Genomic DNA, 1,275 nt, shown 5'->3' with positions numbered 1-1,275 from the left:
GGCGCATACGGTCCGCGGCGCGCTTGCAGGCCCTGGCCGACGGCTCGCCCGCGCTCTGGGACCGCGGCGCCGGACACGCGAACACGCCGCGCCCCGACGCCGGCGACGCACCGGCCGCGGACGCCGCTTCCCTTCCATCGCCATCGCCACCGCCACCGGCGTCGGCGCCCGGCGCCCCGCCCTCGGTGTCAGCGCCGGCACCAGTCATACCCACCGTGCCGGCCGCGGCGAAACCGCGGGCAGCGGCGTCCACCGCGGCGGCCTCCACGAGATCGGCGGCCCCGGACTCAGACCCCGCGTCGCCGGCTCCGCGAGAACACCACCCCCCCAGGAACCTGCTCACCGCGGTGGCCGCCGGCACGGCCGTACTGGCGGCGGTGGCGGTGCTCCTGGCCTCGGGCTCGCGCCACAAGCCCGAGAACCACCAGGTCACCATGGCCGACGTCCCGAGAGCCTCCACGCCCGCAAGCCTGCGGTCTTCCCCCTCGCCCCAGCACTCCCCCTCCCCCTCCTCCTCTCCCTCCCTGAAGCACCACACCACGAAGCCGACGGCCACCACCGGCCAAAGCGCCGGACACGGCTCCGCCCCGGCGGAGCACTCCCCCTCCCCCTCCGCGAAGCGCCACACCACGAAGCCGACGGCCACCGCCGGCCAAGGCGCCGGACACGGCTCCGCCCCGGCGAAGAACTCCCCCAAGAAGAGCGCCCAGGCGGGTCACCCGTCGGCCCCGGCGGTCTCCCAGCTGTTCGGGGGCTCCGCGCAGGTGCTGCTGCACAACCGCGCCACCGGGCTCTGCGCCAACCTGCCGGGCTACGGCAAGGGGTCGGTCAACGGGCCCGTCAACGAGTACCACTGCCGGGCCGGTGGCAGCGACAACCAGATGTGGAACCTGAAGCCTGTGCACCGCAAGGGGCCCGGGGAGGTGAACCTCTTCGTCATCCGCAACATCAAGGACGGCCTGTGCATGGACCTGCCGGGCTACGCGGCCAAGCCGGTGGGCGCCAAGGTCTCGGAGTACCGGTGCGACGAAAGCGCCCGGGACAACCAGACCTGGTACATCTGGCCTGGCCACGACAACCACTACCAGATCCGTAACGGCAAGAGCGGCGGCCGGTGCCTGGGCGTCAGCGGGGGGCCGGGCGCCGGCCTGGACGCCCGCCTCGAACTGCGCTCCTGCGGAACGGCCGACACCGACTGGTCCTGGTAAATCCGCGAAAGCTCCCGAGGGTTCCCCGACCCCCGGCGACGCACGAGGGCCGCCCGACTTCGCAAGC

At 73.9% G+C, this 1,275-nt stretch carries 1 protein-coding gene; it reads left to right on the top strand.

Features of this window, described 5'->3' with window-relative positions; translation table 11 throughout:
* Positions 1–347 precede the first annotated feature (347 nt).
* Positions 348–1,208, top strand: a complete 861-nt coding sequence (locus ACFU99_RS44020; protein ID WP_384404458.1) for an RICIN domain-containing protein — start codon at positions 348–350, stop codon at positions 1,206–1,208.
* Positions 1,209–1,275: the final 67 nt, after the last annotated feature.

Origin of the sequence: Streptomyces sp. NPDC057654 (genome assembly GCF_042800135.1) — a bacterium.
Lineage (GTDB): Bacteria > Actinomycetota > Actinomycetes > Streptomycetales > Streptomycetaceae > Streptomyces.
The sequence above is the reverse complement of the archived record's forward strand: the minus strand, read 5'-3'. Positions and strand labels throughout refer to the sequence as shown.